Origin of the sequence: Anabaena catenula FACHB-362, assembly GCF_014698735.1 — a bacterium.
Taxonomy (GTDB): domain Bacteria; phylum Cyanobacteriota; class Cyanobacteriia; order Cyanobacteriales; family Nostocaceae; genus Anabaena; species Anabaena variabilis_A.
Genome location: NZ_JACJTQ010000018.1, coordinates 60,100 through 84,879 on the forward strand (window position 1 = coordinate 60,100; position 24,780 = coordinate 84,879).

Genomic DNA, 24,780 nt, shown 5'->3' on the forward strand with positions numbered 1-24,780 from the left:
AAAAAATCAATCAAACGATAAATTCGGATTTCTTAGTCAATACATTAAAACTGTATTTTGTTAATCAGATTTAGATGTGTTTCCCCTGGGGTTTGGTGGGCAATGCCCACCCTACATATATTTCAAAAATCAAATATTATTCCTATAATAGTATGTATATTAAATTACTACTAAGGTTAGACTTTTATTATTTACATATAATTTACATGGATGCTTTTGCTCCCACTCCGCCAGAATGGACAAATCAGGCATTTCACGCCTATGAGTTTTGCTGTCCCAAATGTCACTCAACTAGTCGAGAAGCTGTAGAGGTTTGGCTAAATAGGCGATCGCCTGTAACAACAGCAGATCATCGTCGCAAGTGGCAAGAATTCTACCATTGTCATTGTGGTTGTGCTTGGTGGGCATGGAGTAGCGATCGCCCTACCCCCCCAACGAATTTGTCTGAACAAAAATGAGCCTTTAAACAACAATGTAGAGACGTTTTATGAAACATCTCTACATCTGTAAAGGTAATGTAAGATTGCATCTACACAAAAAACCTAACTATACCTTAGTTTGTGTAGATGCGAATTTTATTCGCCTAAGCAATCTTAGAAACTGAAGGTGGTACGAAGTGTACCAACGTAAATTGCGCTATTATTATCGTTGTTTTCAGGGTTGAGAATTACCAACAAACCGGGTGTAACAAGAATGTTGTCAGAAATCTTCATCTTGTACAGACCTTCTATATGGTAAGAAGTGCCGTCTTCTTCTTGAATACCATTACTACCACCAGTAACTCTAGGTGGTTGACCGAACATCAGACCTAAAGTGTTGCCTTCTCTACCGAAGTCTTTCACAGCCACGTTAGCAGCCCAGTAAAATAGGTCTGCATCTTGATTATCAATTTCACTTTGTGCAGTGGTATAACCAACCCAACCGCCAAGAGTCAATTTGGAGCTAGGGCTGAACGCAGCTTGTAAACCGTAGTTGTCAGATGTGGTAGCGTCATTACCAAATGGTCTACGGGCATTAACAGTTCCTGTGCTACTACCAGTACTACCAAAAAGGTCTACTGAACCACCCCGTTGATAAGTCCGAGCGTAGGTTAAACCAACATTGAAAGCTTTGTTAGGTTTGAAGGCTAACTGACCAAAAATGGTACTATTACCATCAAAAATCCCATTCTTGTCTGTAGGTATATTAGGCCCAAAATCATTCCCATTGGATAATTCACCACTGGGAGCTAAATAAGCGGCACTCAAGCTAAATGCACTGCTAGGCTTAAATTCTACAGTCAGACCAGCACCACCTGAACCTTGGCGATAGATGGGGCTGAAACGTCCGTAACGGGAGATAGAACCTGAACCACTGCTCCTAAAGTCAGGGTTGAAAACATCAGTGTTTTCGTACAACTCAGCACCTGTAGCATCAACCTTGACGCGAATCTTTTCACCAAAGTTGAAAGCGTAGTTGACTTTATCAATTTCCACACTGTTTCCAGTGTCTTCTGCAAAGGCCAAACGGGTCATTCTTGTGCCGGTTGTACCGTTATTTTGGACGATATTTCCTGAGTTTAAACGAATTTGCAACTTGTCTGTACCCATGAAGCTGCTCTCTAAACTCAACCGCACTCGATTAGAGAAAGTTGTATTTGCGTCCAAGTCAGCACCGTTGTCTGCTCTCTTATCACCAAAAGCTTGCTCTACAGCAAAAATCGCTTCACCCTTCAGCTTGGTGGTGGTGGAAAATTGATTAGCTTCTAGTTCACTGGTACGAGCTTCTAGTGCGTCTACGCGACCACGCAGAGTTGCTAATTCAGCAGAAAATTCTTCTTGCAAACGCTGTAAGGTAGCCAAGTCTTGCTTGTTTATTATGTCAGCACTAGCTGTAGCAATCAGTTCATTAACCCGGTCTAAGCAGGCATTCAAACCAGCTGCAAATTCATACCGAGTCAAGGCACGATTACCACGGTATGTACCGTTAGGATAACCAGCAATACAACCGTAGCGTTCAACTAAAGACTGTAAAGCTTGGAACGCCCAGTCTGTGGGTTGCACGTCGGAAAACTGAGAAACGGATGTTACCTGACCAATGTTGTTAGCTTCTTGGGATAACTGAGCAACGCTTGTTGCTTGTTCGTTAACTTCACCAGCCAAAGCGCTGTTAGCAGACAGGAAAGTGGCTGCAATAACTGGACTGACCTTCAGAACATTCCAAAATAGTTTGGTCATGTTTTTAATCTCTCTCACACCTAAACAAACTCAAAGTTATGATAAAGTCTCTCTTCTATCAGAGAATTTACACATAAATTTTCTGTAGCTACTATACAATATCCTTCCTAGTTAGCACAACCCCCTCCGCTAACCTTTAATACTCAATGCTTGGTTAATTGAGTAGGTAAATTCAGCACGATACTACGTTTATGACGTAATATCTTTCCTTCTTCTTCAAATTTCTGCAACAGACGTGTTATTGTGACTCGCGTTGTGTTGAGAACTTCCGAGATATCCTGATGAGTAACATTCAAATCAATTAATTTACCCTGTTCTAAATCCCGACCAAATTTTTCACTTAACCAGACTAAAAATTGCCATAATTTTAGTGATGTTGGTTTACGATGTAATATGCTTAAAAGTTCTTCGGCTTGCTGGATATGGCGTAATAAAGCATCGATATCTTCATGCCAAAGATGAGGAGGAAGAATGGTTGCTTCCACACTTGTTAAGCATTCTATTTGATAGGGATTAACTGTTGATAAAGGATAGCCAACAATATCACCTAAGCCCCAATAACCCAAGGTAATTGATGTTCCATCTTCACTCCAGGTTAAGGTACGAACTATTCCTCGCTCAATACGCCACAGTACATCCTTTCGGACTGGAATAACTGCTCGACGAGTGAATAAATGTTGGGTTAACTGCTTGTTTATAGTGGATTTTAGGGTGTGATTTGTAGTAGAATACGTCATTTTAATGTTAGATAAATAATAAATTGAAATGAAGTATCCTCATAATTAATCATTAGGCAACATCGTTAACATAATTCGTAATTGATAATAATGCCGACCGGAGGCTACCGCCAACGTAATTCGTAGTTACAATCAATGGGGGCTTGAACCCTCTTTAATTACGAATTACGAATTACGAATTATGAATTAGTAATTATTTGGTTAACTGATTTAAGCTAAGTATCTCAATTTATCAAGACAATAAGATGTGTTAGCAAGAAAACTTGTAACACACAGTCAACTGAGAATCATACTTACTTTCAGCCTTTTAGGGTAGCCATGGACGCAAGGACTATACTAAGCCTAAAAAGATTTTGTGTTTAACTAAGTTGAGTTACTTATATTTTGATACTTTAATGGTGAAAGTTTAAGAATAGGTAAGCTTTTAGTGAAATGTATGTTGGTTAACTTATTAGTTTGAATTATATGTTATTATTAATACGTTGGCTATAAAGGGGAAAAAGTAGTCAACAGTAAAAAATTAAATTCAGTGAACAGACTGATAATTGATCACTGAATAACTTTTCACTGATAACTGTTAATGGCGTTGACCGGTGACGATATAAGCCACTCGTTGACCAATATTAGTAGCATGATCTGCCATACGCTCTAGGCAACGAATTGCTAATGTTAAGAGTAGAATTGGCTCAATCACGCCTGGGACATCTCGCTGGTATGCTAAAATTTGATACAATTTGTCGTAAGCATTATCTACAGTATCATCTAAGTATTTGATCCGTAGCCCACTAACTTCATCTAAATCCGCCAAAGCTACTAAGCTAGTTGCTAACATTGCCTGGGCATGGTAAGACATGAGGGCAATCTCTGGTAAAGAAGCATGAGGTGGATAAGGAAAAATTTTTATTGCTATCTTCGCTAAATCTTTGGCGTAATCCCCGATCCGTTCTAAGTCTCGTACTAACTGCATGAAAGCACTTAGACAACGCAAATCTTGAGCCGTAGGTGCTTGGGATATCATAATCGATGTACAGTCAGATTCTATTTGTCTATAAAAGCGATCAATTTTTTTATCTAATCGGGGAAGTTCCTCAGCCGCTGTCAAGTCGCGGGCAAATAATGCTTGGTGACTAAGACGGAATGATTGTTCCACCAAAGCTCCCATACGCAACACATCACGTTCTAATCGCCTGATGGCGCGATCTGGCTGTGCTTTTTCAGGATTGGGATTATGAACAACAGCTTTCACACTTGTAATCTCAAAATAGAATATATTTTTTTAACTATAGTCTTGCCGGGATGAGTTTGCCATGACTCCAGGGAGTTGGATTTGCATCCAGGCTCCACCTGTTTCTGGATGATTCATAGCCTTAATGTCACCGCCATGAGCTAGAATCATTTGCCGGACGATCGCTAAACCTAAGCCACTACCGGTAATAGCGGTTGTTGAACTACCTTCCGACACTGGGGAGCGATATCTCGCTTTGTCCCCTCGGTAAAATCGCTCAAATACGTGGTGTAGATCTTCAGGGGAAAAACCAACACCGGAGTCAATGATATTAATTTCCAAGATTTGAGAATTGCGATCGCCTGGAAAAATTTCTTTTGCTGTTATCAATTTAGCTTCAATATGAATAGTTGTTGAAGGAGGGCTGTATTTAATGCTGTTATCCAATAGATTGACAAATATCTGATACATCCGCGATTTATCTGCCTTAATGCAGATGCTTTCGGAACTAGAATAGGTCATGTTAAGGGAGTTAAGCTTTGCTAGTGGTTCGAGCGTTTCCCATACCGATGCAATCAGAGATCGCACTTCCACTGTTTCCAGTTGCAATTGCATGGTTGACTTGGTCTCCATTTGCGTCAGTTCCAGCCAGCTTTGCACCAAATTAATCAGCCGATCAACTTCCTGCATCAAGCGGTTAACCCAACGGTCGAAGGGCGGCTCTAAGCGAGATTGAAGGGTTTCTGCCACCAGACGAATGGAAGTGAGAGGGGTTCTGAGTTCATGAGCTAAATCAGAAAAAGAGCGATCGCGCTGCTGATTCATATCTAGCAACGGTTGGTGATTTTCTAAGAATACTCCCACTTGTCCTTTAGGTAAAGGCAAGCTAGATGCCTGTAAAGCCAAAGATTTTAACTCTGACATGGCTGTGGCATTTTCACGAGAGGGATGAAAAACCCACTCTCTCACTTGGGGTTTTTGCCAATCACGAGTTTGCTCAATTAACTGATCAAGTTCATAAGACCTCACCAACTCCAGCAACAAGCGTACCTGTCCGGCTTGCCACCTTTGCAGATGCAACATTTCCCGCGCTTGCTGATTGCACCATAGCAGCTGATTTTCTTCGTCTACTTGCAAATATCCCAAAGGTGCAAAATCTAGCAATTCTTTGTAAGTTTGCAAGGACAGTTGCAAATCCTGCTGCTGTCGCTTCACCATTGATATTTCTTGCCTTAATCGACCAAGCAATGGCAACTCTATTCTATGAGAATGGGAGGTTAAAGGTTGGAGTACTCCCTCCAAATAGCCGTTTAGTTGAACCTGTTGCCAAAGCCAAAATCCCAGTCCGACTGCTAAACCCAGAAAAAATCCTAATAAGAGCATTTGAGTCGTTAGTTGCGGTGTAATTATTAAAAACTAACAACTATCGCCAACAATTAGCCAAATCTATAGCCAAAACCTCTCACAGTCACAATATATTCTGGATGGCTGGGGTCTTGCTCCAACTTTTCTCGCAACCACCGGATATGAACATCCACAGTTTTGCTATCTCCAACAAAATCGGGACCCCAAACCTGATCTAGCAATTGCTCTCGTGACCATACCCGTCGAGCATAACTCATAAACAATTCCAGCAAGCGAAATTCTTTAGGCGAAAGATTCACCTCTTGTCCGCGCACCAGTACACGACATTCTTGGGGATTGAGGCTAACATCTTTATACTTTAGGATTGGGACTTGCGGCACAATACTTAAACGTTGACGACGGATGAGGGCGCGACACCGAGCCACTAGTTCCCGCATACTAAATGGTTTAGTTAGGTAGTCATCTGCGCCTACTTCTAAACCCAGCACACGGTCAGTTTCACTACCCTTAGCACTCAGCATCAAAATCGGTACTGAGTTGCCTTGATGACGTAACAGACGGCAGATATCCAGTCCATTAATTTGCGGCAGCATTAAGTCTAAAAGTACCAAATCAAAAGGCAATTCTCCAGAATTAGATTCGCAGCTTTTGAGGTATTCTATGGCTGCTCGTCCATCAGCAGCAGCAATTACCCCATAACCTTCTTCTTCCAAGGCCACAACTAGCATTTCCCGGATGAGTTCTTCATCTTCCACTACTAGAATGCGGCTGGTTTGTCCGATATCCGCTTTAGCAGAATACTTAGTTAATTCGCTGGTATACATTGATAACAAAATATGTTGAGATTATGCTTGTATCGATAATTCTTTGACTGTGGATTTATCTTTGGTAAATTGTATTGTATATAACAAACCGAATATATTATAAATCACATTGACTACCTGCGTCCAAGTATTTTTGACGACTTTGTATATTATTTTAAATGATTTGGATTCCTTCTTGACAAGAGTAAATTGCTTGAGTAGAATTAGTTAGTACAAAAATACTAATAACTTTCACCAAAGAAACTTGAACTTAACAAATCTTGACTACAAGATATGTATATATTCTCTTGTTCAGTATTTTTACTGTAATCCAAGCGATCGCCTAAAAGCTAACCTTATGTCTGCATAGGTTATATATTCATATGGCTTAATCATGTGATTTTATAGGTAGGGGTTTAGCAGTGCTAAACCCTTACACATCAGGGTTTTTTCGCAATCTTATAGAAGTTCAACTTTGAGCCGTTTACACTACTCAATTAATCATTACCTATTCCAGGGAATTGAAAGATGACTACAGGTGCAATTAAAGACAGCAAACAACAACTTGTGCAAGCATTTCAACAAATTCGTGCTGAAAGAAAAACACTAGAATCCAAAATAGCCACTAAACAAGAAGAAGCAGAAAAAGCTAAAAACCAAGAAATTCTGGCAGTAGCTTCTACCTACACAGTTGATAGTATTGTTAAAGGTTTAGCAGATTTACAGTTAGAGTTTGGCAGTATAGTCAATGCACTTGCTGAAAAATTAGCTCAAGAAAATGCTAAATTAGATGAACTCAATCAGGCGATAGAAATTGAAACGCAACGCCTACAAGAGCTACAGCAAATTAGAATTGTAGCAGATACTCTAGATATTTTTACTCAAGAACATCAAGAAAAATTAAAAGTTTTAGAACAAGATACGACAAATAAACGAGAAGCATTAGAAAAAGAAGTTGCTCTGAAACGGAAAGAATGGCAAAAAGAGCAAACAGAATTTGAAGAAAAACTGCAAACTTACAATGAATTATTAGAGAAAGAACGCCAGCAGGAAGAAGAGGAATTTCAATATAAATTAGAAACCACTCGTAAACTCAATACAGATGCATATGAGGCGAGGAAACGCAAATTAGAATTGCAAATCCAAGAAAGTACACAACAGAAAGATAAAGACTGGTCGGAACGAGAAAAAATTCTTACTGAACGTCAAACTGTATTAACTGAATATCAGCAAAAAGTAGCTACATTTCCCACTGAACTGGAAGAAGCAATTAAGAAAGCTAGGGAAGAGGCTATTAAAGACACCAGCCAAAAAGCAAAAGTTGAGGCTGATTTATTTGAAAAAGAATGGGAATCTACTAAACAGAGTTATGAGTTTAAAATTCAATCTCTGGAAGAAACAATTACTAAACAAACTGAGCAAATTGAAGGTATTGCTGCTCAATTACAAACTGCACTGAAACAAGCTCAAGATTTAGCAATGAGGGCTTTTGATACTTCTAATAGTAAATAAAGTGTGACTAAAAATCGCAGAGATATAAATTAAGTCTTTGAAAGAGATTTAATTCTTTTTTGACCTAGTGAATTTTGAATTTTAGGAAGTTTATAATGGCAGTCAAAAAACCGAACGATAAAAATACTAAAGCCGAAATTCTTCAAGCTTATGAAGAATTAGCAAAAGAACAAACAGCCCTGAAATCTCAACTGGAACAATCACAAAAGGGAACTCAATCTGTTCCTCAAGAAAAACCCAAAGCAGAAGCCAAAACAGAACCTAAAATCTCTATGACTCAGACTACTAGCATTCAACAAAAGATGAATAATACTATTGAAAGCTTATCCAAAATACAGCTAGGTTTTGGTAGTGCTGCTAATGAATTGTCAGAACAGCTAAGTACAAAAGCTTCCAAGTTGGCAGAAATTGGTGAATCTGTGACAACTGAAATTCAACAATTAGCCCAACTGCATAACTTAGAGGTATCTGAAAATATTTTAGATACTCTTATTGCGTCTTATGATAATAATGAAAAGGCTTATCACGAAGAGTATAACCAACGGTATGAAGTCTTATCTCAAGAAATATTAGAACTTAAAAACACTTGGACAAAAGAACAGGAAGAACATCAACGAACAATTAAGGAACGCAATGAAAATATTAACAGAACTAGACAAAGGGATACAGCCGAGTATAAATATGATTTAGAACTCCAGCGTAAACTTTGGCGTGATGAATACGAACAGCAGCAGAAACTTTTATCTAAACAATTAGAAGAACTGCAACAAGAAACAGATAAACAGTGGACTGAAAGAGAAAAAGCAATTGCTGAAAGAGAAAAACAATTTGAAGAGTTGAAAACTAAGGTGGAGGTATTCCCGAAAGAAAAAGAAGCTGCGATTAAAAAAGCTACGGAAGAAGGTAAAGGTATTGCTAGTTATCAGGCTAAAGTGAAAGCAGATTTATATGGTAAAGAAGTGGAAGGACAAAAGCGGTTTTATGAACAAAGATTGCAATCTCTAGAACTGACGATTACTAATCAGCAAACACGACTTGAGAACCTTTCTAGACAACTGGAATCTGCACTCAAACAAGTTCAGGATTTAGCAGTTAAAGCAATTGAAGGAACTGCAAATGTAAATTCCTATCAGGCTATTAAAGAAATAGCTTTAGAACAAGCAAAAAGTCAAGTAAAAAATAAATAACTTAATTAAAAAAAGGGGTTTAGCACTGCGCTTTACCCCTACGGACTTCTGAATTCTGCAATTATTCTGTTTTTGGTTTTCCTAATCCTGGAGGTGGTTGTCTTCTTTTATTTTTTGTGTTTTTGTTTGTCTGGCTTTGGTTGGAATTTTGGTTAGAATTGCTGTTTTTATCAGACATAAAAAGTTAACTGTATAATCGGTGACGATTTTAGCTACACCAAGAATTTCAATCATTCCAGAAATTGGTGCAGCTTTACGGAGAGACTTATTAAGCGAAGTTAGAAAAATCTAAATTGGGAGGAATATCTTGAAGTCTTCCTGGTCCAATAGCTTTTAATCCTTCTTGGAGAATAATATCGCCGGTATACAAGGCTTTCCCCACTATCACACCTGTTACACCTTGAGGTTCTAAAGCTAATAAACTTAACAAATCGGTGACGGAACTCACACCACCAGAAGCAATTACGGGTATGGAAATCGCCGCAGCGAGTTCTCTTAATGCGTCTAAATTTGGTCCTTCTAACGTCCCGTCACGGTTGATATCGGTGTAAATTATGGCTGCTGCACCTAATTCTTGCATTTGTGTGGCTAGTTGGGTGGCTAATACTGCTGATGTTTCTAACCAACCGCGAGTGGCAACTAAGCCGTTACGGGCATCTATCCCAATGATAATCTTTTCGGGAAATTCTTGACAAAGTTCTTGGACTAGCTGCGGTTGTTCGACTGCGACAGTTCCGAGAATTGCCCAATTTACACCCAGATTAAATAATTGTTGCACACTTGAGCGATCGCGCAATCCCCCCCCAACTTCAATGGGAATAGAAAGATTATTTCTAATGGCTTCAATTGCGGCTAAGTTGACGATTTTACCAGCTTTTGCGCCATCTAAATCAACTAAATGTAATCTGGTTGCGCCTTGGTCTGCCCACATTTTCGCAACTTCAACAGGATTTTCGCTGAATACTTGCGATCGCTCGTAGTCTCCTTTATATAGTCGCACACAGCGACCTTCTAGTAAATCAATTGCGGGTATTACTTCCATAATTGGTAATTGCTAATGGGTAATTGGTAATTCTTTCTATTCCCTATTCTTTCTTAACTGTCACCTGTCACCTGTTCCCTGTCACCTATTCCTTAATTCTTGTACTGCTTGGCGAAAACCTAAGACTAGTAAGATGTTAGAAAGAGTTAAAAAGACTTCTGCGCTACCATGTAACCAGTCTATATTAGCTAACTGTTCTCCATAATGAACTTTGGCGTAAATGCCGGCGGGAATGGTGACAGCGACAAATACCAATGTGCCGTAAAATCCATATAGGGCTAAACGTGGCATTTGTGGACTGCGGCTGATAAACCACAAGAAACCCAAATAGGGAAATAGAGAAAGAGCAAATAGGGTTTCTTTTGATATCATTGTTCTGATTTCATAGATTGTGCTTCAATTGTGTTTGCAGACTTAGTGGAACGCCAAATTAGATAAGCTGCTGCCCACAAGGTAAAATTACCAACTAATGTCATGGTAGCTTGCAGTGTCACTAACCATTCTAATGATTCAGAATTGTCGAAATAATGCCAAGTACAAGCACACATAGCGCTGATTAAAGCTGGTAACATACCAAAGGATAATCCCCACCAACTACGATTTTTTGTCAGTTCACCATAAGTCCAGATTAGCCAAATAGCGGCTATCCACTCAATGACGCTAGAAATATGAATTATCCAGGTAGGAATCGAAAGTGCGTGCATAATTAATAGTCAGTTGTCGGTTGTTAGTAGTAGATAACTAGTTTAAAAAAATTGGTAATCCAAAATCTAAAATTTAAAATCTAAAATTCAAAATGGGGAAAATGCGAGTTTTATTGTCTGGGTATTACGGTAAGGGTAATGGTGGTGATGAAGCTTTGTTAGCCACACTTCTGCAAATGCTACCACCTGATGTCACTCCTGTGGTGCTTTCTGGAAATCCTGAAGAAACTCATCAGCGTTATGGTGTGGAATGTTACAACCGCATGGCGTTTTTACAGGTAATCAAGGCTTTGCGTTCTTGTGATGCTTTTATTTGGGGTGGTGGGAGTTTAATTCAAGATGTAACTAGCGTGATTAGCCCTTTTTATTATGGCGGATTGATGGCGTTAGCTCAAGTTATGGGTTTGAAAACTGTGGCTTGGGGACAGGGTATTGGTCCTCTGTTGCGTCCCCAAACTCGGTTTTTAGCGAAGAGGAATTTTGCAGGTTGTATGAAAGTGAGTGTGCGCGATCGCTCTAGTTCTAGTTTATTATCAGATTGGAGTATACCCCATATCCTTGCACCAGACCCGGTTTGGGCGTTAGAGTCGAAGCCAGTACCGGAATTAGCAGATTTACCAAAACCTAGAATTGCGGTTACTTTAAGAAATCATCCTCAACTTACAGAAACGCGGTTAGCAAATTTAACTCAAGCTTTAGTTAAGTTGCAAAAATCTACTCAAGCTTTTATTTTATTATTGCCATTTCAAAAAAGCGAAGATTTAGGAATTGCTGAAAAAATTCAACCTCAATTACAAGACGTTAGTAAAATTATCTGTTTGGAAGATCCACAACTTTTAAAAGGTGTGTTTTGCGGTGTAGAAATGTCTATAGGAATGCGGCTACATAGTTTAATTATGGCAGCATCTGAAAGTTCTCGTTGTTTTGCATTGAGTTATGACCCCAAAGTAAACCGATTAATGGAAGATTTAGAAATACCTGGATGGGATTTAAAGGATTTACCAGATGATGTAGATTTAATTAGTAAAACTTGGATTGATTATTATAATAATGGTGAATCTTTGTCATCTGAGAAAATTAAATCTTTAGTAAATGAAGCATTTTTGCATCGGGATTTGTTGAAGGAAGCGTTAAAATGAAATTTCAGAATATGTTAGTCACGCCCTAGTTATGAGGTGATATAGATGTATTATGCTGATATGGCAGTACACAGAAAAGATGGACATTTACAGCTTTTAGTGGAAGTTAAAAATAAACGGAGTGCATCTAAAATTTGGGCTACTAAAATGCGACGCAATATGTATGCTCATGGTTTACTTCCAGAAGCACCTTTTTTTCTATTAGCACTCCCAGATAATTTTTATTTGTGGAAAAACATAGGTTTATCTACTGATTTGATAGAGCCAGATTATGAAATTAACCCTGAACCTTTTCTTAAGCCTTATTACCCTAAAGCATATACTCCCAACTATGAAATTAGTAGTGAAGGTTTTGAGCTAATAGTTTCTGCTTGGCTTCATCAAATATTAACAATCCCATCTGTTGATTTACTTCCACCAAATATGGATTGGTTAGTGAGTTCAGGTCTATTTGATGCTATTCACCACGGACACATAAAATTGGAGGAACTGGTTTAATTGTAATGAACAAAGATGTTGCTTTATTAATAGAAACTCTAAAGACTTTGATCATCCAGATATTCAAGAAGCTTTAGATAGATATAGTTGCCGAATATTATTTAAGTTTGATGCTGGATTTGGCTATATTAAAAATCAAATTGAAATTATCTAATTAACTGAAGTTGTGATTACAAGACCTGCAACTTACTTTATAATTAAGTTAAGGTTGATATCATCCATAAGGAAATTTATTATGACAGCTATCACCGTCAACTTAAACCCCATTATCCAACTTACCGACAACCAATTTTATCAACTCTGTCGGGAAAATCCTGAAGTCAAATTTGAACGCAATGCAGACGGAAAATTATTGATTATATCACCTACAGGAGGAATAACAGGAAATCAAAATGCTGAAATTGCAGCAGATTTTGGGATTTGGAATCGTCAAACTAAATTAGGAGTTTGTTTTGATTCTTCCACCTGTTTTAAACTTCCCAATGGTGCAAATCGTTCTCCTGATGTCGCTTGGATAAAAAAAGAAAGATGGGATGCACTTACACCAGAAGAACAGGAAAAGTTTTCACCCATTGCCCCAGATTTTGTTTTAGAATTAATGTCACCCAGTGATAGTTTGCAGGAAACGCAAACCAAAATGCAAGAATATATAAATAACGGAGTTAAATTAGGTTGGTTAATTAATCGAAAAATGCGTCAAGTTCAAATTTATCGTCTTGATAAACCCGTGGAAATATTAGAATTTCCCCAAGAATTATCAGGTGAAGATGTTTTACCAGGATTTATTTTAAATATGCAAATTGTTTGGGTATAAATACTAAGATTCTGTGTATTAAAATTGTAAAATTTTGACAGACAAGACTTGTACTGAGCTTGTCGAAGTATGCCCGTACCACAGGAGTTTTATTGTAAATAATTCAGGGGTTAAAGCAGACAGCTTCTATAAGCTACAAGTATGTTAAGCGGGGTCTAAATCTCCATTACGAATTATTAGCTTGTTATTTACCTGCACTCACAATTCCTGACCATTGCACCTTTTTCTCTTTCTCTCGACGGTAAGAAAAGAAGTGTTCTGGAGTTTGGTATGTACAATAGGGTGCGATCGCAATTTGTTCTACACTGATTCCTAATTGCTCCAACTGCAAAGCATTCACTCGGCGCACATCTAAACGCACCTTTCCTGGTTCTGTATCTGCAAATAAAGGCGAATCAGGTAAATCGTGTAAAGCAGTAATAATTTTTTGTGGATCATTGTGTGGTATAATCGTGTTTCCAATTTCAGCAGCAACTTCCACTGAAACTTGGTAAACTTCGCCAGCGATAGCAGGCCCCATCGCAATTCGCAAATCTTCTAATTTGCTACCTTGGGATTGCATTCTCTGAATGGCTTGGGGAACAATTTTCGCTGCTGTACCCCGCCAACCAGCGTGCAAAGCTGCCACCTGTCCGATTTTCACATCCCCAATCAGCACGGGTGTACAATCGGCAGAAGCCACCCAAACAGCTTGTAAAGGTTGCTCACTGATTAAACCATCTGCCAAAGCCAAGTTATTTTCACCTGTACTTAACTGGATATCAACCTCTTGGGGAGTCAGCACAGTATTGCCATGTACTTGTTGCAAACGATAAGCTAAAGCCTGTGGTTGCAGCACTTTTGTTAACTCATGTGGCGGACGAGGCCAAAACTGCTGTGTAAAGAAACCGTGAGGCCAAGATTCTAAAAGATTACAAGTCAGGTAGGGTAGACCTTCCCAATTGTGCCAGTGCCAAGTGTGCATCTTTAACCAAACCTAAACAAAAAATTTAAAACCGCCAATCAATGCTAACGTGAACAACTGGATTTAGGGGAACCGCTGTGGAACTTGATCAGCAACTTGTGGTAAATGCTCTGAAATCAGAGCGTGAGTATACAGATTTACCATATTCTCTACATATTTTTGACAGCCTATCCTCAACTAATCAAACTGCGTGGGACTTGCTCAACCAAGGAGCAAAACCAGGATGTGTAGTTATTGCAACTCAACAAACTGCTGGTAGAGGACAATGGGGTCGTCAGTGGGTATCTCCTACTGGCGGACTATATCTGTCGGTTGGCATTTCTCCTAAACTAATAGCTGCGGATGCTTATCAGCTAACTTTAGCCAGTGCTTGGGGAATTGCCGCCCAGTTGCGAAAGTGTGGCGTAAGTGTAGGCATAAAATGGCCGAATGATTTAGTATTGGATGGTCGCAAACTAGGCGGCATTTTGACGGAAACCAAAGTCCATAAAGAACAAATTACCCAAGCTGTAATTGGTGTTGGTATTAACTGGTCTAACCCAGTACCTGAAACCGGTATCAATTTAGAATTGTGGCAAAAGTTCCAAAACTTGCGACCAATTTCTTGTTTGGAAATGCTAACCTCAACAGTGTTGCTGGGAATAGAATCCGGTCTAGAGTGCCTGAGTGACGAAGGAATAGGCATACTATTATCTCGTTATCTTGATTTACTAACAAACATGGGTGATCAAGTGTATGTGAATAATCTTTTAGGCACTGTAGTTGGGGTGACACCTCAAGGAAATCTCCGTTTAAGAATGGCTGCATATGATACCCAGGAACTCATAACACCAGAAATTTCCGTCGAACCCGGTACAATCAGTTTAGGTTACTGTAAATCTTCTGTTTAACTTTTTAGGTTTGTTAAAAATTCCGCTCTTTGGGCAAGACAAACCACTGACATCATCTCTTTAAACTTAATTACACACAACTGAGAGAACAAATGACTCAGCGCCATAAATCTGCCCATAACCGCTTGCATAATTTGCAGACAGAAGGTTTAAAAAAGAAACGCTTTGCATCCACATTACCAGCCCAAAGTCTCTGCTGGTTGAGCAGCATTAGCCTCATTGGTGGTGGCTTTGTGTCTGCTCAAATGGAAACATCGGTAGATAACATTGTTCCTACCAATGAGAATTCCCAGCCAGCAGCGGTTGCCGAGCCTGTAAAAAAAGCTACTAATGAGCAGGAAGCAGTGCGATCGCCCTCGGCACCGTCCTCCACGCAATCGCAGCCAAATTTTGTTGAACGTCGCGCTAGACTCAGAAAAAAACTCAACCGAGAAAAAGTTTCCCAATCAAAACAACCAGTCATTATTTCTCAACCTAAAGTAGAGAATTCTGAACCTGCGCCTACTGTCAGAATCTCTAAACCCAAAGTAGAGAATTCTGAACCTAAGGCTACTGTCAGAATCTCTAAACCCAAAGTAGAAAGCTCACAGGCTGAAAAACCCCAAAATACTGCTAATTCAGTACCTGAGAAAGCCGTAGAATTTGTTAAACCAGCAAATAACTCAAACGGAACTGCTAGTACCAGCGCGAGGAAAACTCAGGATTACAATAACACCCTCATTGACCCCACGAATTACAACAATACTGCTACAAGTAACTATGAAGCACCCAGTTCTGTAATAGTCACAGAACGCGCTGGTGGCTGTCGAGCAGTTTTCTCAGAACGAGAAATTGCTCGTGGTGCTTGTGGTAAAAAAGCAATTGACAATCCTCGTGTAGCTGATTCTCCCAGTAAATCAGCACCCACTTGGCTCAGAAAAAGTGAAACCGCTAGTTTAGATAAAGCGCCCATAGTCCAGCAAATAGCGACTGAGTCCAGCCCAAAAACCCAGAGTGTAGTTCGGACTGTTGCTAGTGCTGTAAATAATAATAGAAGTTGGAGTAATTCCAACATTGGTCGTAGCAGTAATACAAAAACTGCATATCGTTCCAATCGGTTTATCCCTCAACCAAGTGAATTCGCCACTACAAGCGTGAGTGCTACTCCCATTGCGCCTAGTTTTGGTAGTTTACCGGCACCAATGGCAGAGGGTAACATTGCACCTCGCCCTAGCAATGTGTCTTATGAGTTCTCGCTGGCATCAGTCTTACCACAAATTCCTTATACTGGTGCAGTTGCTTATGGTGGTGGTATGGGTAACGCCACCTTTAGGGGAACAGGAATGATGTACCCCTTGTCTTTCTCCGCGCCGATTACTTCTGTGTTTGGCTGGCGGATTCATCCCATTACAGGCAATAGACGTTTTCACGCTGGTACAGACATAGGTGCGCCCACAGGAACACCAATTTTGGCAGCGGCTAAAGGTCAAATCGAAACTGCTGACTGGTTAGGTGGTTATGGTTTAGCAGTAGTTATTAATCATAGTTCTGCTCAACAAACTCTTTACGGTCATATGTCAGAAATCTTTGTTCGCCCCGGTCAGTGGGTAGAACCAGGTAGTGTGATTGGCCGGGTTGGTAGCACTGGAAATTCAACAGGGCCTCACCTGCACTTTGAAGTCCGCCACCTAACAGCAAACGGTTGGGTTGCGGTTGACCCAGGTGTACAGTTACAAGCTGGACTCAGCAACTTGGCACAAAGCACAAGGACAGCGCCGGCGCAGTAGGTTGATGGGGAGAGGGGAGAGTAGGAGACGCGGTGATGGGGTGACGCGGTGATGGGGAAAAATAATTACCCCCTGCACCCTGCACCCTGCCCCCTGCCTCCTGCCCCCTGCCTCCTGCCCCCTGCCTCCTGCCCCCTGCCCCCTGCCCCCTGCACCCTGCCTCCTGTCTCCTGCCTCCTGCCTCAGTTTACAAATACCCGTGTTCTGTTAAAAATGCGGGTGTAATCATATCAAAACCAAGCTCATCTGTATCTTTATTGGGTTGATTGCCAGGATATAAGAATTTTTCGACGTATTTGCCGAGAATGTCTCCTTCAAGATTCACCCAACTACCAGGAACTAAATAGTTGAGATTAGTTTCGGCATAAGTAACGGGAATCACTGCTACAGTAAACACAGAGTTTTCTGGTTGATATGTGGCTACGGTTAGGCTAATTCCATTGACAGCGATGCTACCTTTGGGGACAATATATCGAGCGATCGCATCTGATGCCACAAAAGTCATTTCCCAAGAAGTCGCAGTCTGTTCTGCTGACAGTAATTTCCCAATTCCGTCTACATGACCCATGACAAAATGACCACCGACTTTGCCGCCAACTCGCAGTGATGTTTCTAAGTTAACATAGCTTTCTTGGGTTTCTTCTCTACCTAAAGTCGTGCGCCGCAGGGTTTCTGGTGAAGCAGTGGCAATAAACCCATCTTTTAAAATTTCTTCTACTGTGAGACATACTCCATCTACAGCCACACTGTCACCATAGGCCAAATCCTGCATAATTCTCTCAGACTGGCTGACCAAACTAATCTTCCAAGAATCATTCCCTAAGGGTTTGATAGTACCTAAGCCTTGAATCAATCCTGTAAACACTGTTTTTTACCAAACTAACTCTATTTATTGCTTAATTTTGGCGGAAATCAACTGTTAATTCTGAAAACAATGTAAAACCTTTCAATATAATTTTCAGATTTTTTGCCAGATGAACATTAACACATTAACATCAATCTCAAGGCATACTTGGGTAAGAAGAATATTGTTTCGGTAAAGCAATTTGACTTACTCTGGCATTCACAACAAGTTCGGAGTTTAATAGAAGCAATTATAGAGAAGAAAAGCCCTATGTTTACTTCTGTCCCAGAAAAACCCAGCCAAGGGTATTATTTACAACTTAGTACTCAAGCAATTAAAGGATTGTAGAGGGTTAGCCAATGATTGAAATGAGAGTCGCTGGTATAGCATTAGATGCCATAACCCGCAGCCCGATTGTACTTCTAAAAGATGGCTCAGATCGTCGGGCTTTACCAATTTATATCGGTCAAGAACAGGCTAGGGCAATTATGGGGGCGCTAGAACACCAAAAGCCTCCTAGACCTTTAACCCATGACTTAATTGTTAATATGTTGGAAGCATGGAATATGATTCTAGAAAAGGTCATTATTCATTCTTTGCAGAAGGATACATTTTATGCAGTTTTGATTGTTCAACAAGGGGAAATTAAAAAAGAAATTGATGCCCGTCCTAGCGATGCGATCGCAATTGCCCTCCGTACAAATACACCTATTTGGGTTATGGAAGAGGTAGTAGCTGATGCTTCTATCCCAGTTGATAGAGATGCGGATGAAGCTGAACAGCAAGCTTTTCGCGAATTTGTTTCTAATCTTCGTCCTGAAGATCTGATTAAACGATTTGATAATGGTGAAAGTTAAGTAAGTAATAAATGCTGATTATTGATACTAGTTATCGATGATTCTGCACTTACATATTTTAATTGTAGAGACGTTTCATGAAACGCCTCTACAGGATTTACAACTGATTTATGCAATATCGGCGTTTTGGTAAAACTAATTTACACTTCTCGGTTTTTTCTTTGGGAACAATGCGTTATTTAGCTAACGCAAAAACTGCTCAAAAAACCATTGAAAAAGCTTTATCTTTGGGAATTAATCACATTGAAACAGCTAGAGGTTATGGTAAAAGTGAAGAGTATTTAGGTGCAGCGATAAAAGCTGGGTTGTCAGTACCCAGAAATCAACTCTATATCACTACAAAAATTGCTCCCACACCCGACGCTGACACTATGCGTCACTGTATTGATGAATCATTACAACGTTTGAATTTAGATTATCTTGATTGTTTGGGTATTCATGGTTTAAATACCCCAGAACATCTAGAATGGGTACAAGCTAAAAACGGCTGTATGCAAGCTGTACAAAAAGCAGTAAATGATGGTAGAGTAAAACACGTTGGTTTTTCTACCCACGCTTCATTAGATATAATTCTGGCAGCAATTAATACAGAATTTTTTGAATTTATTAATTTGCATTATTATTATTTTTTCCAACGCAACGCTTCAGCTATTCAAGAAGCGACAAGAAAAGATATGGGTGTTTTTATTATTTCTCCTGCGGATAAAGGAGGAAGATTGTATACACCACCCTCAACTTTAAAAGAACTCTGTCAGCCATTTACACCTTTAGAATTAAACTATAGATTTTTGTTGAGTAACAACCGCATTACAACTTTAAGTGTAGGTGCTGCAACTCCAGAAGAATTAATTGCACCTTTGGAATTTGCTGATGATGTTGGTGAGTTAACTTCAGCAGAAATTGCTGTTTTTGAAGAATTAGAAAATCAGCAAAACATGGTTTTAAATACTGATAAATGTAGTCAGTGTTATGCTTGTTTACCTTGTCCTGAAAATATCAATATTCCTGAAGTTTTAAGATTAAGAAATTTAGCAGTTGCTTACGACATGAACGATTATGGAAAATATCGTTATGGAATGTTTGAAAATGCTGGTCATTGGTTTCCTGGAATGAAGGGAAATCGCTGTACAGAATGCGGTGATTGTTTACCTAAATGTCCTGAAAACTTAGATATTCCGGCTTTGTTAGCAGATACCCATGAGAGATTAAATGGGAAAGCTGGGAGAAGATTGTGGGGTTGATATAGTAAGAATTTGTCAGAATCAGGATATCCAGGATTTAAAGATTTTCAGGATGAAGATATTCAATATATTTTTGTCAGAATCAGGATATCCAGGATTTAAAGATTTTCAGGATGAAGATATTCAATATATTTTTGTCAGAATCAGGATATCCAGGATTTAAGGATTTTCAGGATGAAGATATTCAATATTTTAAATAACACCCACATTCTGTTAAGCTAAATCAGCATGACCATGATTTAATTATTTTCAACACAAAATCTTTTATTGATAAATACTATATTCTAAAAATCTGCAAATCATCTCCATCATCATCCAATAAAAATCCTGTAAATCCTGATTCTGACAATAAAAATATGAGAAATTCGTTAATCAACTATTACAACATTTTTATATTCAGTGTTATGTAACTGGTAAATTTATAATTTACGTAAATTCTCTATTGCTTTTTATATCGATAAATTGAGCTATTTATCGACAAAATCGAGAAAATAAAGAATATTTTGACTTTGGCGCAATAAAAAATACAATCATTATTATAATAATCTTAGTTATTTAACACACATCATCATGAGTTCAAAAACAAATGAATTACAGGCGGGTTACGCTCAAACTCGCTTGCTGCTTGCGTTGTGGGATTTGGGAGCAAATAAACAGGAAGTGAAAAAAGGCTTGCTGACGAAGCGGATAGTGGCTAAGGGTCAGAAGATGGCCGATTATAAAGAGATTTTAGAGGATTTGCAAACGCAGGGGGCTGTTAATGTTTCTAGGACTGGTTATACTCTCATCTCACCAATAGGTTTAGAAGTGTTGGGTGCGGGTTTGCGTAGTGAGGAGTTTAAGTTTGAGGGGACTATTGTTGGTACTTGGGCTGCTAATGCGTTGTTGCGGTGGATAGGTCAGATTGATGTTGTGGTTACTGCGCCGGTTGCGTCTGGTGGTGAGGTGATTGGTTCTTATGAGGAGTTTAAGTCTGTCGCGTTGGATGTTTATGACAAGTTGAATTATGAATACAACTTAGGTGATTTAGTGCCAATTTATCGGATTAGAAGAGAAATAGGTGAGCGTTTAAGTCGTACAGATTTTAATAGCTGGCTATTGGAGATGCAAAAGAACGATATTGTTCAGCTAATCGGTGGGGAAATGACAGATATCACACCAGACAAAGCTGAAGACTCAATTACAACTAAATTAAGCGGATTGCGCTATTACGTCAAACGTCTCAATTCTGTAAATTAACCTCAATTCCTTTGTTCCTTCTTACACACCTAATTATTATGACTACTTCTCCTGTTTCCTCAATTGAAGAAATTAATGCAGCTTTACAAGAGCAAAATCCCTTTGCCAAGCCCCCAGTAGTTTGCATAGATGAAGTTTGGGGTAAGGAATTTCCAGATGTAAAAACACTCAATGCTCATGCTTCAGATGCTGTGTTTCAAGCACTAAATCAAATTCGTAGTGGTCAGTATCTAAAAACTTCAATTGCCATTACTGCTGAACCAGGAACTGGTAAAACGCACATTATTAGTCGTATTAGGCATCGTCTTCAAGCTGAGGGTGGCGCTTTATTTGTTTATGCTAATCAATTTAACGATTTAAACAATATTAAGCAAGGATTTCAGCGCACTTTAGGAGATAGCCTTGGGCGTATAGGCAGTAAAGGAGTAACACAGTGGCAAGAACTTGCTTCAGAGATTGCAAATCAAGCTCTGAAATTCGTTCAGCCTAATGCTAAAACTTTGTTACCACACCAGTTATTTCAGTTGCTTAGTGAAGCTGAAATTAAGATAACAAGAACTCGAATTAGACAATTAACAGAGGCATTTAGAAAAACTAAACCCAATCTCAGAAATCCTGATCTAGTTCGAGCTATACTTTGGACTCTTGTTGATTCAGAATCTCTTTATGCAGTCAATTGGTTATCTGGTTATGAGCTTGCTCAATATAAAGCAAATGAACTTTTTTTACCTAGTATTAGTGGCGAACCTTTTGATAATATCCAGCAAATATTTGATTTAATCAGTGATTATAATCAACTAGTAATTTGTTTTGATGAACTAGATGATCCTACCCAATTTAATGATGCTGGATATACAAAAGCTCAGGTTGTTGCTGGCTTAGTAAAAGAATTATTTGAAAATCTTAGTAAAGGTCTCATCTTAACTGTAATGATACCTGCTACATGGCAAAATAAGATTAAACAGTTACCCGTTGGTGTACATAGTAGAATTATAATTTATGGTAATCCTCTTGACTTAAAGTATATGGATGGGGATTCAATTATTGAGCTAGTAGCTTTACGCTTAAAAGAGTTCTACACTGACAGAAACTTACTACCTCCGCATAAATTGTATCCATTTACAGAAGATCAACTAAGAGATTTAAGTAGTGAAGAGAAACCACCAGTGAGGAGGATTTTACAATGGTGTAGAGAAAATTATAAGCGACTGCCAATTGTTGAAGAAGATCAAGTAGAACAAGCTTTTAAAAAAGAGATTGAGCAAAATATTAATAGTTATTTAGATGATAATTATTTGTTAGCTGATGCTTTATTACTTAGTTTTCAATCATTGATAAATCAAACAATAGAAAGAGTAACTATTAAACAAGTTACATCAAAAATAAAGAAAAATGGGAGAAAAGATAATCATATTAATTTTAAAATCATCGGACAAGAAGACACAAAAGAAGTAAGCATTGGAGTTGCAGTTCTACAAAATCCTAGTGGTCAGTCATTAGGAGCAGGTTTGAAAAAGTTGAGAGATTACGAAAAGCTAGATTTAACTCGTGGTTGCTTAGTTCGCTCTAAATCTAAAGACAAAGAAATAAGCCCTCACTTAGATAAAACTTATATTCAGCCGATCATATCTCAAGGGGGAGAATTTGTAGAACTCAAGGAAGAAGAGATAAAACCACTTCTAGCAATTCTATCTGTTTATAAAAAGCGCGGAGACTATAACTTAAAAGAAGAGGATATTTTTAAGTTTATTGCTAATAAAAGTACAAACTACCAGCTAGGTATAAGTAATCTTTTGTTGAAAGAAATTTTGAGTGATCCATCTTATCAAATACCTGATGGTATAATTGGCAGTGAACCACAAATTACAGATGAAATTAACTATTCTGACTTATCTGATTCATCGGATTTTTCTGATATTACTGAATTAGCAACAGCAGGCGATTAAGTATGAGTAACTCGGTTTTTATTGATCAGGCCATATGTCTACCTGCTCCAGATATTGAAGCATTAATACAAGGGCGAATAATTACAGTAATACCCCGAATGTTTATTGATCCAGGGCGACAATTTGCCCTTTATCCCGTTGATACTTCAAAAATTACTCTTTCAATTCAGCAATATTACCGCGCAAGTTTTTTACCCTCTGCTCAAACTGCTATCAAACAGGTTAATTCTGATAAAGTCTTAATTAAAGCTTGGGCTAAATGTGAACTTTGCCAAATTCCAGATAGAACTAAACCATTAGATATTTTATCTCAATTAACAATCTGGAAGCCAGAAACATTTGAGGAAATATTACAGAAACAACCGCATTTTTTTCTGGCTTATTTGCGCGTTTATCATTTACATGAACCTTATGAAATTCCTGCTATTCCTAATATTCAAGATAAACTAGGTAAATTTGTCGGTTTACCTAATATTTCCGCTTCTGAAGCTAAACCCGTATTAAGTGATCATATATTTACTCGACGCAAACGCCAATTAGAAAATTTAGAACCTCCCTTGTATCCTGAACTAGAAGAATTACAAAGTGCATTATCACAAATAGCCAACAATAACCCAGCAGCACAGCAATTAGAAACTCAAATCAAAGTATTTTTAGGTTGGAGTAATGCACCAACTATAAATACACTAAATTCTGATTTAGATTGGATAAAAACAATTGCAGCATTAGGAGATAGAAGCATAGAACTAGAAGAGAAAAAAAGTAACTATCAAGCAGGTACAGACTTTGAAAACATCTCACGTCAAAGCCTTGATTTCTTAGGATTTAAAGTTGAAAATGCTTATAAAGGTGGTGCTGGAGGTTTAGATTTATATTGTTCACAACCTTATCCTTTAGTTTGTGAATGTAAAGCAGGTAGAAGTATTCCAGATCGTGCAGTAGAAGAATTAGATAGAATTGGTAAAAGACATCTTCAAGAAAATTATCTTCAAGCTGTACGTTTAATTATTGGGCCTGGTGAACCTACGAAACAACTCAGACAATCTCTCCAGAAATCTGCCAAAATATCTAAAACCAGTATTATTAAAGCTATGACATTACAAAAATTAGTAGAACTGAAAGCAAAATATCCAGGTGCAATAAATTTAATTGAATTACAGAAATACTTAGAACCGGGACAAATCGATGATAAAATTAATGAATATATAGATAAAATTGAAAAAGATATTAAATTGCGATCGCATATTATCCAACTCGTCAAAAAACATCTAGAAAAAACAGGTGATAAAGATGCTCAAGTTGGTAATCTTTGCATAGCATATCTTTATGATCATCCACCTCAAAACTTAGAAAATAGAGAATTATATGATATTCTCATAGAACTTTCATCACCATTAATCGGCTATTTAGGAAGAATTAAAGCAAGTAATTGGGAAAATGATAAATTCTATTATTTACGCGACTTAGTAATTAATTAAAAATAACCCTCTTCTTCTTGTTTACCCTGAAGATAATCAGCCATTCTTGTTTTATAAGTAACAGATAAATCGGAATCACCATTAAAACATCCAACTAAACCAAGTTCTTTGAATATTTGCAATGGCGGTTTATTATTCGTGTGAATTTGGTTATAGTATTGTTCGATAGCTTGTTTAATGGCTTCACTAAAATCTTGATTAGTCTGTTCCTGAATATAAGCAAGTTTTTGAACAAAGTCATCATCAAGTTGAATTTCCAATTGCATAAAATTACCTCTGCTGGAACGGTTAACTATCTACTTATTTTAATATC

The 24,780-nt window shown here is 38.3% G+C and carries 24 protein-coding genes; 13 read left to right on the plus strand and 11 right to left on the minus strand.

Features of this window, described 5'->3' with window-relative positions:
- Positions 1-206: 206 nt before the first annotated feature.
- Positions 207-458, plus strand: coding sequence for a hypothetical protein (locus tag H6G68_RS13330; protein WP_190907137.1), 252 nt, complete (start codon positions 207-209; stop codon positions 456-458).
- 135 nt (positions 459-593) lie between these two features.
- Here H6G68_RS13330 and H6G68_RS13335 read toward each other — a convergent pair whose 3' ends face one another.
- The 5 genes from H6G68_RS13335 to H6G68_RS13355 form a co-directional block, all read right to left on the minus strand.
- Positions 594-2,216 carry an iron uptake porin gene (locus H6G68_RS13335; protein ID WP_190907079.1) on the minus strand — a complete coding sequence of 541 codons (1,623 nt, stop codon included), beginning with the start codon at positions 2,214-2,216 and terminating at the stop codon, positions 594-596.
- 143 nt (positions 2,217-2,359) lie between these two features.
- Positions 2,360-2,953 (minus strand): Crp/Fnr family transcriptional regulator, encoded by a 594-nt coding sequence (locus H6G68_RS13340; protein WP_190907080.1) that lies wholly within the window; start codon positions 2,951-2,953, stop codon positions 2,360-2,362.
- A 577-nt stretch (positions 2,954-3,530) separates the two neighbouring features.
- Entirely contained in the window at positions 3,531-4,199 is a 669-nt protein-coding gene (phoU, locus tag H6G68_RS13345; protein ID WP_190907081.1) for a phosphate signaling complex protein PhoU, read from the minus strand.
- A 30-nt stretch (positions 4,200-4,229) separates the two neighbouring features.
- Positions 4,230-5,561 carry a sensor histidine kinase gene (locus H6G68_RS13350; RefSeq protein WP_190907082.1) on the minus strand — a complete coding sequence of 444 codons (1,332 nt, stop codon included), beginning with the start codon at positions 5,559-5,561 and terminating at the stop codon, positions 4,230-4,232.
- 53 nt (positions 5,562-5,614) lie between these two features.
- Positions 5,615-6,367, minus strand: a complete 753-nt coding sequence (locus H6G68_RS13355; protein WP_190907083.1) for a winged helix-turn-helix domain-containing protein — start codon at positions 6,365-6,367, stop codon at positions 5,615-5,617.
- Between the two features lie 507 nt (positions 6,368-6,874).
- Here H6G68_RS13355 and H6G68_RS13360 point away from each other — a divergent pair.
- A complete protein-coding gene (locus H6G68_RS13360) occupies positions 6,875-7,858 on the plus strand; it encodes a coiled-coil domain-containing protein (protein ID WP_190907084.1) in 984 nt (327 codons plus the stop codon).
- A gap of 95 nt (positions 7,859-7,953) precedes the next feature.
- The gene (locus H6G68_RS13365) at positions 7,954-9,045 is read left to right on the plus strand and encodes a hypothetical protein (RefSeq protein WP_190907085.1); all 1,092 of its coding nucleotides are present in this window, start codon (positions 7,954-7,956) and stop codon (positions 9,043-9,045) included.
- A gap of 268 nt (positions 9,046-9,313) precedes the next feature.
- On the opposite strand, the gene hisA is transcribed toward H6G68_RS13365, so the two are convergent.
- From hisA to H6G68_RS13380, 3 genes are all read right to left on the minus strand, one after another.
- Positions 9,314-10,087, minus strand: a complete 774-nt coding sequence (gene hisA, locus H6G68_RS13370) for a 1-(5-phosphoribosyl)-5-[(5-phosphoribosylamino)methylideneamino]imidazole-4-carboxamide isomerase (RefSeq protein ID WP_190907086.1) — start codon at positions 10,085-10,087, stop codon at positions 9,314-9,316.
- Positions 10,088-10,168: 81 nt separating this feature from the next.
- Positions 10,169-10,459, minus strand: coding sequence for a DUF3593 domain-containing protein (locus tag H6G68_RS13375; RefSeq protein ID WP_190907087.1), 291 nt, complete (start codon positions 10,457-10,459; stop codon positions 10,169-10,171).
- Positions 10,456-10,791 (minus strand): DUF2499 domain-containing protein, encoded by a 336-nt coding sequence (locus tag H6G68_RS13380; RefSeq protein WP_190907088.1) that lies wholly within the window; start codon positions 10,789-10,791, stop codon positions 10,456-10,458. Before H6G68_RS13380 ends, H6G68_RS13375 begins: the two co-directional genes overlap by 4 nt.
- 92 nt (positions 10,792-10,883) lie before the next feature.
- Here H6G68_RS13380 and csaB point away from each other — a divergent pair, with 92 nt between their 5' ends.
- The 3 genes from csaB to H6G68_RS13395 all read left to right on the plus strand — a co-directional run bounded on the left by csaB (position 10,884) and on the right by H6G68_RS13395 (position 13,242).
- Positions 10,884-11,930, plus strand: a complete 1,047-nt coding sequence (csaB, locus tag H6G68_RS13385) for a polysaccharide pyruvyl transferase CsaB (protein ID WP_190907089.1) — start codon at positions 10,884-10,886, stop codon at positions 11,928-11,930.
- Between the two features lie 45 nt (positions 11,931-11,975).
- Positions 11,976-12,428: a hypothetical protein gene (locus tag H6G68_RS13390; protein WP_190907090.1), complete on the plus strand. Its 453-nt coding sequence runs from the start codon at positions 11,976-11,978 to the stop codon at positions 12,426-12,428.
- Positions 12,429-12,663: 235 nt separating this feature from the next.
- Positions 12,664-13,242, plus strand: a complete 579-nt coding sequence (locus H6G68_RS13395; RefSeq protein ID WP_190907091.1) for a Uma2 family endonuclease — start codon at positions 12,664-12,666, stop codon at positions 13,240-13,242.
- Between the two features lie 184 nt (positions 13,243-13,426).
- Here H6G68_RS13395 and pgeF read toward each other — a convergent pair whose 3' ends face one another.
- Complete coding sequence (pgeF, locus tag H6G68_RS13400; RefSeq protein WP_190907092.1) at positions 13,427-14,206, minus strand: peptidoglycan editing factor PgeF; 780 nt, start codon at positions 14,204-14,206, stop codon at positions 13,427-13,429.
- Between the two features lie 77 nt (positions 14,207-14,283).
- Between pgeF and H6G68_RS13405 the strand changes: the two genes are divergently transcribed.
- Both H6G68_RS13405 and H6G68_RS13410 read left to right on the plus strand, forming a co-directional pair.
- Entirely contained in the window at positions 14,284-15,096 is an 813-nt protein-coding gene (locus H6G68_RS13405) for a biotin--[acetyl-CoA-carboxylase] ligase (protein WP_190907093.1), read from the plus strand.
- Positions 15,097-15,188: 92 nt separating this feature from the next.
- Positions 15,189-16,862, plus strand: coding sequence for a M23 family metallopeptidase (locus H6G68_RS13410; protein ID WP_190907094.1), 1,674 nt, complete (start codon positions 15,189-15,191; stop codon positions 16,860-16,862).
- A gap of 187 nt (positions 16,863-17,049) precedes the next feature.
- On the opposite strand, the gene H6G68_RS13415 is transcribed toward H6G68_RS13410, so the two are convergent.
- Entirely contained in the window at positions 17,050-17,727 is a 678-nt protein-coding gene (locus tag H6G68_RS13415) for a riboflavin synthase (RefSeq protein ID WP_190907095.1), read from the minus strand.
- 338 nt (positions 17,728-18,065) lie between these two features.
- On the opposite strand from H6G68_RS13415, the gene H6G68_RS13420 reads away from it, so the two are divergent.
- From H6G68_RS13420 to H6G68_RS13440, 5 genes are all read left to right on the plus strand, one after another.
- Positions 18,066-18,563 (plus strand): bifunctional nuclease family protein, encoded by a 498-nt coding sequence (locus H6G68_RS13420; protein WP_190907096.1) that lies wholly within the window; start codon positions 18,066-18,068, stop codon positions 18,561-18,563.
- Positions 18,564-18,673: 110 nt separating this feature from the next.
- Positions 18,674-19,804, plus strand: coding sequence for an aldo/keto reductase (locus H6G68_RS13425; protein ID WP_190907097.1), 1,131 nt, complete (start codon positions 18,674-18,676; stop codon positions 19,802-19,804).
- A 570-nt stretch (positions 19,805-20,374) separates the two neighbouring features.
- Positions 20,375-21,043 carry a hypothetical protein gene (locus H6G68_RS13430; RefSeq protein WP_190907098.1) on the plus strand — a complete coding sequence of 223 codons (669 nt, stop codon included), beginning with the start codon at positions 20,375-20,377 and terminating at the stop codon, positions 21,041-21,043.
- Positions 21,044-21,081: 38 nt separating this feature from the next.
- On the plus strand, positions 21,082-22,989 hold the full coding sequence (locus H6G68_RS13435) for an ATP-binding protein (protein ID WP_190907099.1): 1,908 nt from the start codon (positions 21,082-21,084) through the stop codon (positions 22,987-22,989).
- A gap of 2 nt (positions 22,990-22,991) precedes the next feature.
- On the plus strand, positions 22,992-24,467 hold the full coding sequence (locus H6G68_RS13440; RefSeq protein ID WP_190907100.1) for a DUF1802 family protein: 1,476 nt from the start codon (positions 22,992-22,994) through the stop codon (positions 24,465-24,467).
- Here H6G68_RS13440 and H6G68_RS13445 read toward each other — a convergent pair.
- The gene (locus tag H6G68_RS13445; RefSeq protein WP_190907101.1) at positions 24,464-24,733 is read right to left on the minus strand and encodes a ribbon-helix-helix domain-containing protein; all 270 of its coding nucleotides are present in this window, start codon (positions 24,731-24,733) and stop codon (positions 24,464-24,466) included. The genes H6G68_RS13440 and H6G68_RS13445 overlap by 4 nt on opposite strands.
- Positions 24,734-24,780: the final 47 nt, after the last annotated feature.